Origin of the sequence: Candidatus Macondimonas diazotrophica, assembly GCF_004684205.1 — a bacterium.
Classification (GTDB): Bacteria; Pseudomonadota; Gammaproteobacteria; order UBA5335; family UBA5335; genus Macondimonas; species Macondimonas diazotrophica.
Genome location: NZ_SRIO01000032.1, coordinates 1 through 7,768, shown reverse-complemented (window position 1 = coordinate 7,768; position 7,768 = coordinate 1). Strand labels below are relative to the sequence as shown.

At 54.7% G+C, this 7,768-nt stretch carries 12 protein-coding genes; 6 read left to right on the top strand and 6 right to left on the bottom strand.

The annotated features are described in order from the left end of the window. The 6 genes from E4680_RS14345 to E4680_RS13205 all read right to left on the bottom strand — a co-directional run. The coding region (locus tag E4680_RS14345) for a hypothetical protein (RefSeq protein ID WP_205688937.1) at nucleotides 1–190 on the bottom strand (190 nt) is incomplete at its 3' end. Nucleotides 191–192: 2 nt separating this feature from the next. Continuing rightward, entirely contained in the window at nucleotides 193–1,665 is a 1,473-nt protein-coding gene (locus E4680_RS13225) for a hypothetical protein (RefSeq protein WP_135282895.1), read from the bottom strand. Continuing rightward, nucleotides 1,662–2,903: an RNA-guided endonuclease InsQ/TnpB family protein gene (locus tag E4680_RS13220; protein WP_205688936.1), complete on the bottom strand. Its 1,242-nt coding sequence runs from the start codon at nucleotides 2,901–2,903 to the stop codon at nucleotides 1,662–1,664. Before E4680_RS13220 ends, E4680_RS13225 begins: the two co-directional genes overlap by 4 nt. Before the next feature lie 125 nt (nucleotides 2,904–3,028). Continuing rightward, on the bottom strand, nucleotides 3,029–3,502 hold the full coding sequence (locus E4680_RS13215; protein ID WP_135282893.1) for a hypothetical protein: 474 nt from the start codon (nucleotides 3,500–3,502) through the stop codon (nucleotides 3,029–3,031). 225 nt (nucleotides 3,503–3,727) lie between these two features. After that, nucleotides 3,728–4,063, bottom strand: coding sequence for a hypothetical protein (locus E4680_RS13210; RefSeq protein ID WP_135282892.1), 336 nt, complete (start codon nucleotides 4,061–4,063; stop codon nucleotides 3,728–3,730). Continuing rightward, the gene (locus E4680_RS13205) at nucleotides 4,060–4,368 is read right to left on the bottom strand and encodes a hypothetical protein (RefSeq protein WP_135282891.1); all 309 of its coding nucleotides are present in this window, start codon (nucleotides 4,366–4,368) and stop codon (nucleotides 4,060–4,062) included. Before E4680_RS13205 ends, E4680_RS13210 begins: the two co-directional genes overlap by 4 nt. Before the next feature lie 617 nt (nucleotides 4,369–4,985). Here E4680_RS13205 and E4680_RS13200 point away from each other — a divergent pair. The 6 genes from E4680_RS13200 to E4680_RS13175 all read left to right on the top strand — a co-directional run. Further along, nucleotides 4,986–5,168: a hypothetical protein gene (locus E4680_RS13200; RefSeq protein ID WP_135282890.1), complete on the top strand. Its 183-nt coding sequence runs from the start codon at nucleotides 4,986–4,988 to the stop codon at nucleotides 5,166–5,168. 3 nt (nucleotides 5,169–5,171) lie between these two features. Further along, nucleotides 5,172–5,435 carry a hypothetical protein gene (locus E4680_RS13195; RefSeq protein ID WP_135282889.1) on the top strand — a complete coding sequence of 88 codons (264 nt, stop codon included), beginning with the start codon at nucleotides 5,172–5,174 and terminating at the stop codon, nucleotides 5,433–5,435. Between the two features lie 3 nt (nucleotides 5,436–5,438). Further along, nucleotides 5,439–5,771, top strand: a complete 333-nt coding sequence (locus E4680_RS13190) for a hypothetical protein (protein ID WP_135282888.1) — start codon at nucleotides 5,439–5,441, stop codon at nucleotides 5,769–5,771. A gap of 3 nt (nucleotides 5,772–5,774) precedes the next feature. Then, nucleotides 5,775–5,984 (top strand): hypothetical protein, encoded by a 210-nt coding sequence (locus E4680_RS13185; RefSeq protein WP_135282887.1) that lies wholly within the window; start codon nucleotides 5,775–5,777, stop codon nucleotides 5,982–5,984. Between the two features lie 227 nt (nucleotides 5,985–6,211). Then, entirely contained in the window at nucleotides 6,212–6,487 is a 276-nt protein-coding gene (locus E4680_RS13180; protein WP_135282886.1) for a hypothetical protein, read from the top strand. A 724-nt stretch (nucleotides 6,488–7,211) separates the two neighbouring features. Next, the coding region (locus E4680_RS13175; RefSeq protein ID WP_135282885.1) for a hypothetical protein at nucleotides 7,212–7,768 on the top strand (557 nt) is incomplete at its 3' end.

Genomic DNA, 7,768 nt, shown 5'->3' with positions numbered 1-7,768 from the left:
GGGATGCCCGCACAAATTCAACGCTGCCGACAGGGAGCATCCGACTCTCAGATTGAGGGTCTTCCGATACCACAACACGAATATCCGAAACCAAGGCTCCTGTACGGACCGCGACACCCATTGGGTTGTTTGCGTACTGCGATTGGATAAGAACAGAATTCAGGTTCCTACTATAGAAATAGGGATCCATGCTTAATACCCCATTACTCGATCGGCTGGGCCGCGAGAAAAAACAATCGGGTTATCGATAGCGTTATTCATATTTGGCAATCTACCAGACGCCGCGTATTGACACAAATACTGAACCGCGTCCATTGGGTGGGAGTACTGGTCCTTGACTGGCGTGGGACTTTCATCCTTCTTGTATTTATATCCCCCACGGAAGGCACGGATAATCAGCTCGCAGGATGGATCGATAAGCATACCCGGAATGCGGGAGCATAGGAAGTACTCCACCGCAGATAACCGATCCGCAAGACGATTCGACCTGCCGTTGGGTGGCAGGATCATCTGATAGCCAGCGTCGCGCATCATCTTATACGCCGTTGAATCCACGAGGCCGTTGTTGTTATCCCCTGCCGGGTCCCCACAGATCGCGAGGGTGGGGGCGCCGAACTCATAGGAAATGAATCGTTTGAGTTCAGGCAGGAACCGTGACAGCGACATGTTGTTCATGCATAGCTCACGCAGAATCTGGAACTGCCCTTTCTGGTTGAACTGCCCGAATGCCAACGAAGGGTCCCGGCCAAAGTCCATCCCGGCCAGAAGCGGAACTTCGGGGTTGAACTCCAGGCGCGTTGTCGATTCATGGATATCCGGCTCGTAACTATTCTTGAACACAGCGATCCCCGATAGAGAGGTTGCATACTTTGCATGGACTGAGACGTTCACGCCATCCGGTGAGGTGTTCGGCTTGCGGATCATGTCCTCATAATACCCCGGCGCCATGTTCTTGATGTTCTCCGCGACCGGGGACACCCCACTCGGCTGCCAGAATACACTGGTAAAGGGCGCTTCGCTAACGTCTCGGTCATCCGGACGGGTCGTAACGATGCGTGAGTAGTCGCTATTGTACCGCGTAACACTCAAGTCCATACCGTGCTCGAACATCTTATAGTAGTCACCGCCCTCGACAGGGGCGTTTGTGTCGCCGATGATGCCGTACCAGTTGGATCCTACGCGCTTGGGGTTAGGAAAGCGGCGTGTGCGGTCGTACAGGTCGCCCATAAGGTCCAATGGCACCTCACGAAACTCGTTCACCCACGCGCCGGTAAGCTCCATCGACAACAGCTTTGCCTTGTCCTCCGGCTTATCCAGGGCACGAAACATGATCTCGGCCTCGATGTCATTGAATTTCAACACCCACGTCCGTCGCACCTCATGCCATTCACCCATTCGACCTTCTATGATCCATTCACGCCACGATTTCAGCGTGGTGTCCGTCAATTGCTGGTTGGTGTTACGGACAACTGCCCATCGTGAGCGTCGTATACCATCCGGTGAAAAATTCTGTGTGGCACACAAGCGCAGAATCTTCATGATGCAGGCGATCGATTTGCCCGATCCGAACGGCCCGACGATAAGCTGCCACGGAGTTTCGCACCGCGCGAAAGCTGACGCGATAGGTCCGGGGGATTGGTATATGATGTCCAGCGATCCGGTCATAGGTTGATCTGGTTGAATCCGTTGCTAAATAGCTCGCTCGCTATTTGCCCGGTTCGCAGTTCATCGGGGGCAGTTTCGCCGTCGCCGGCCAGCGCTCCCCCCTCCCTGCGCAGGTCGCGGTCTTCACGACCGCCAATCTGCGACATGCCTGCCAGCAGAATATTTTGCCCCGCGTTGATGTCGCGGTCATGGATCGCCCCGCAGTCGGGGCAGGTCCAGCCGCGCACGGACAGCGCGAGTCGTTCGAGTTTATGCCCACACGCCGAGCAAGTCTTGGAGCTGGGGAACCAGCGATCCACTTTGACCAGCGTGCGGCCATACCACGCGCACTTGTATTCAAGCTGGCGCGTGATTTCTCCCCAACCGGCATCCGCAATCGAGCGGGCCAGCCGGGGGTGACGAATCATGTTCTTGACGGCCAAGTCCTCGACGGCGATTACATCGAAGTTGCGGACCAGGCGGGTCGTGAATTGGTGGGCGGTGTATTGGCTCCGCGCCCTGATCTTGGCATGGATGCGGGCGACCTTGAGACGCTGGCGCTCCCGCCTCTTCGAGCCTTTCTGACGGCGGGACAGGCACCGCTGTTGCTGGCGCAGGTAGCGCAGCCGAGCGCGGTAGTGCCTGGGGTTCTCGATCTTCGTGCCGTCGCTGAGTGTGGCAAGGTGCGTCAGGCCAAGGTCCACGCCGATAACGCGGTTTGTTACCGGCAACAGCGCGACTTCCACTTTCGCGCTGAAGGTGATGTAGTAGCGCCCATCCGACTCACGCTTGAGCGTCACCGTGTCCGGGCGCTGCACATTGGGTAGGGGTTCAGCCAGCTTCACCGCACCGAGTTTGTGGAGCGATACGGTGCCCTTCACCCACTTCGGCAGACTCACGCCTTGGAAGCGCAGGGAAGTCGTGTGCTCATGACGGGGGCGGAAGCGCGGATAGCCGGCGGGGTTCTCGCCCGCCTTCACACGGCGGAAGAAATGCCGGAAGGTGGCATCCTGGTCGCGCAGGGTCTGCGTCAGGCAGGTGGCCGGTGGGGCCGAAAGCCAGGCGTATTTGGGGAGGGTCTTGAGCTTGGTGAGCCGGCGGGAAATGTCAATACTGGTCAACGATTCCTTACGCCGCTGATAGGCTTTCGTGCGCGATGCCAGCGAATAGTTCCACAGCCAGCGAGCCGCGCCGAACCACTGGTTCAGCATGCGGACTTGCGCCCCATTGGGGTAGGCGCGGAGACGATAACTTCTCATTACGGCAGGCATGGGCGCAGTATAGCAGGCCGTAGCAGAGGCTGTCAATACGCCCTCGCCCTTTGCCCCGCTTTGTTTCGCAACCGGGTGGGGGGACTTGTAAGTGATGCTTACAGGTTCGGCCATTAGAGATTGATTTGGATGTTAACCGGGGGTGCGCTATCGGATTGCTTTTCCTTGGTCGGCTCCAATCCCGCCCATTTCACGATATCCGCGCTCACCTTACGGCGTGTCTCGGGATCTATACTATCGTCCTTGAGTATCTCCATGGCGACACCGAGGGCGTCCTCCGCCGCCAGTCTGGCGCGCATACGGAAGCCGAGGCCGTGCTCCTTGATATCGTTCGTGAATGCCGCAACGTAGCCTTTGAAATGCGGAGCCTTCACAAGCAATTTCAAATCAGGTACCGGGATACCGTAGCGTTCCGATAGCTGGGAAATGGACTGCACCCCCAGAGCGACCTCATAGGCCAGCCGTGGGGGGAAGTCGATCTGCGCCGTGCATTCGACAAGCGCAGTAGCCATCTCCGGCGTAGGCTCCGACTCCCCGTTCAGGATGGCGTCTGCCTCTTCAATGAGCGGGTTTGAGTCGTTCTGCATACGCTTATTCGTCCGGCGTGACGCCGGCTCGCTTCAGCTTTCGGCGGGCGCGGATGTCCTCACGGTTCTTGGCGTACCACTCAGCCTTGCGGTCGCGCTCCCTATCACGATTCCGCTCCCGGTAGACTTTCCCGTATTCGCGGAGTTTATTTGGATCTCTTGCCATCTTGTTATAGTTCCTCGTCGTTGGTGCAGTAAGATAGTGCCACGGCTCATGTCGCCTTGTCAATTCCCTCTGGTGGTCTTCACATAACCCAGGATATAGAGCGCGGCTTTATGTGGAGGATACTGATAGGTCGCTTCCATGCACTTGATCCGGAACATTGGGTCCTTGAAGTCAATAAGCTGTCGGTTAGTGCGTACCCACACATCGTCTCGGATTTCAAGGATCGGTGCCCAAAATGCTTCATCGAACGCAAGCCTAACCCTGTCCGGTGCGGCGTAGCGCGTCAGTATCTCAAGGCACTCATGGTTGATAGTAGCCCCCGCAGTGCTCTGTTCTTCAGAGTCCAGCGCCGAAAGCAGGCGTCGGATCTCATCGATACTCCGTTCGTCATTCACGTTGTCGAGTCCTTTTGGTTGGTGTTGTCAGCTGCTGACCTTACGAACCCGTCGGGCATAATCCACCACCAGGTATCGCCATCGGGGCCGCAAATGACGAACATTTCGCCAAACTCGAATCCGTTGCAAATGCTCTCAAGCCGCTGCTCCAGATCACTGCATCTGGTGTAAAAGGTGTCTTTGTATGGCCTCCTCATAATACGGGTGAAGCCTTTTACCTCGAATTGAAGATGCGATTGGGTAACGTCCTTCATTGAGAGCAGCAGCTCAGCCATTTCTTTAGGGGTAAGCTTTACTTCAGCCATTGGGATTCACCAGGCACCGCGTAATACTTTTGTTTCATGTGGGTTCTCGTCAGTTGTAGATTGACGGTTCAAGTGTAATCCAATCGAAATGGGTTGTCAACTGTTGACAAGGGGATTTGAAATTTTTGGAAATATTTGTGGAAGGGATATACATATCCAAACCCCGCGCCACCTCCCCCATGCCTCCCCCACCGCATAACATCCATACCCCCTCGATGATTTACTGGCCCCGGTCCCTGACGGACGCCATACACCACACAAAGCACCACCTCGCGCCTACCAAAGCGCCCTCATAAGTGTTGACAATCACACTACGCTGTGAGATACTGATCCCAAGGTTGAATAGACCGAAACACTGAACAAAGCACAAAGAGGACAAAGACGATGAAGTACGCGCAAAGCACCATTCAAAAGATCCAAGAAGCCCGCGCGGCGGGGGCCGTTATCATCGAGAACAGGAATTGGCGGTATACCGGCCGTGCCCACGGATTTACGCGGGTGGTAAAAATCGCGCAGACAAACGACCGAATGCGCGGCTACCCTAAACGGATCATCTGGGCTTGCTATAGGGATTGATTAGATCGAACAACGAGCGCTGAACAAAGAGGACAAAGACCATGAACATCGAGCACAAAGACCTCGCCCTTGCGGCAGTCAAAACCTCCTACGTGATCGCCAAGGCCGAATACTACGCGGCCCTGGAACGTAAGGCGCCGGATAGCCGGATCGCCTACCTACTAAACGCCTATCTAGAAGCGCAGCGTGCGCTTGTGGATCGTGCGCTGAGCGCGGAGGGCTGAGTCATGTTCAAGAGGATCAGCTTTGACGAGTTCGAGGCCGCCTTCAACCGCATGGGGCGCGGGGATCAATTCTCACCAAAAGCGTTACGCGCACTGTTCGACTACTTGGAAGGTATCGAGAATGATATGCATTGCCATATCCAACTCGATGTGGTGGCCTTGTGTTGTGAGTTTGAAGAAAAAGACCCTGATGACTGCGGATATGAAGATGAAGAAGTCATTAGAATCTTGCCCGAAAGTGTCCTTGTTCGTAGCATTGAGGATTGAGTCATGAAGAGTAAAAAGCAATGCTTTATCGAAAGCGCCTGTGTCTTTTACGGCATCGATTATGCCGATGTCAAACGGCTATGGGAACTGGAATGCCGGCTGCACCGCTGGCATGAAGGACAATCCGGCACCGATACCGGGTGCATCACCCGAGACGAGAAAACAGGTCACTGCTATTGGCGATATGCCGTATCCGGGCTTAGGGAGCGAATCACTGACACTTACACCCTGGATGTCGTGCGGCTGGCCGAAATCTCGGCGATGTACCCGGACCTCGATTTCGCGATCGATCCAGATCCCAGTGGCTGGGCAATCCATATCAGCAGGAAGGGCTGAGCCATGAACAAAGTCACATCTACGCTGAGAGACTTCGGTATCGATGCCAACCTCAGCGACTGGCAGCGCCTGGGAGATAATCAGGCGCGCTTCCTTCATCGCCTCATCATCCTGGGTGCGGTTGTTGGAAGCGCCGGGAAATATTCCACGGTCTGGCTACTGCCCGATGGGCGACGGCTTGAGATTCAATCGATGTCCGTTCGGATTGTGTGAGGTGGGATGTGGACAGGTTGAACATCACACTACAGATCTTTGGAATCAGCCCCAGCAAAAAGGGTTGGCAACCGCTGGATAATGGGGAAGCGAACCTCATCCATCGGCTAATCCAACTAGGTGCACTCGTTTCGAGTACCGGAGCGCATCGCACCTGTTGGCTGCTGCCCGATGGGCGGCGGCTTGAGATTCAATCGATGTCCGTTCGGATTGTGTGAGGTGGGGCAATGAATGCCGACCCCTGCAGACTGCTACTCCATGGATACGGAGCAAAGACCGGCCAAGCGTTCGCCCATTTTATTGATCCAGATAGAGAAGTATGGTTCGGGATCGATGACTCGATGCTTGCTATCCTGGAGCGTGGCCCACGGAGCCAACGCTACCGCATGACCTGGGATGATGTCCTCACCAATGCAATCCACGAAGATGCGGACGGCGGGTCCTGGCGCCTGCATTATGACCGTAAAAACGACGCACTCTATCTTGATGAGGTCGAACAATGACAAAGCTTCGCAAATCAACCGGCATTCGGCTTTGCCGGCAAGGCCTGGCACATGTAGTGGCGCAACACGGACGAACAGTCGTTCTGTGGCGCCGTGACATCCAGACCGTCGCCTACTTCAAGCGCTAATCCAATCGGCCGTCTGGGACGTTCTCAGGCGGCCATGTTCAAGCCAATCTTTACAGATTTACACGACTAGTCAAAATCTTGACGATTCCCCTCGAAAATTGTCAATAAATTTTTGGCCACGTTCTATAAAATGAAAAAAATAGAAAGTGGACTGGTACCCTTTTTACATGTAATTGATTTAATTAAGTATCGGCTACCCAAATGCAGGCGTCGATACTTTTTTTTGAGAAAAAGCTAAGTCTTTGATTCCATTACCGCCACCCTTTCAATATCAGGGCGTTCATGTGCCCCCCATTGTATATAAAAACACTATTTTACCCCTTATACTCATATTGAGCATAATTGTCAACAACAGCTAAAATCCCCACAACTAGGCACATCAACGCCCTGATATAAACACCTTCCTATCTTTAAAATCATACTCTTAACCACGCCTACAAAAAAAGTATCGACGCCTGCATTCCAATACCCTAGAACCATCCAATTCAACCAGATGCCCAAAACCTACCGGTACACTTTCTATTTTCCTAAAACTGTTGACAACAGGCCATGTTTAGCTTAGTCTAACCATCCGTAAACCACCAAAGGCCACGACCATGGCAAGTCCGACACGCCTATTTTCAAAGACGACCTACGATGCCACCCCAGATGAGGTGTTGTGCTACACCTTGATCAGGTTGATTGGTAACGAGGGGCATCCGGCCCTGGTCGCGCGCCACGCCCACGCACTGTTGATTACCACGACGCCCGATATGGACGCGATGTGGTGCCCGCATGCCGCGATCATTCGGGAGCTTGAGGCATCCCCTGACAAGACTGCACGTGTAAAGATCAAGGCGTCCAAGCTCCCAAGCCTTTCCGCCCTGGATTCATGGCTGGATCGCTATGGGCAGGCGTGCAACGCGCGGATCGACCGAGCAACGGGGTATCTGCATCTTGGCTACGACGCGCTCCTGGTCATTGCACACACGGCGAGAGAAGCGATCAACGCGGGGAAATTCCCTGGAACGAAAATCCTGGCGCGTGCTGAACAGGATGCGAAACAGTTCCCTGATCGCCCAACGCCCAGCAGCGTGAAACGGAAGCATCATAAAAAGAAGCCTAAAGCGCCACCCGTAACCCCTGAAACCCGCGCCTTGATGCGCGAGCACCT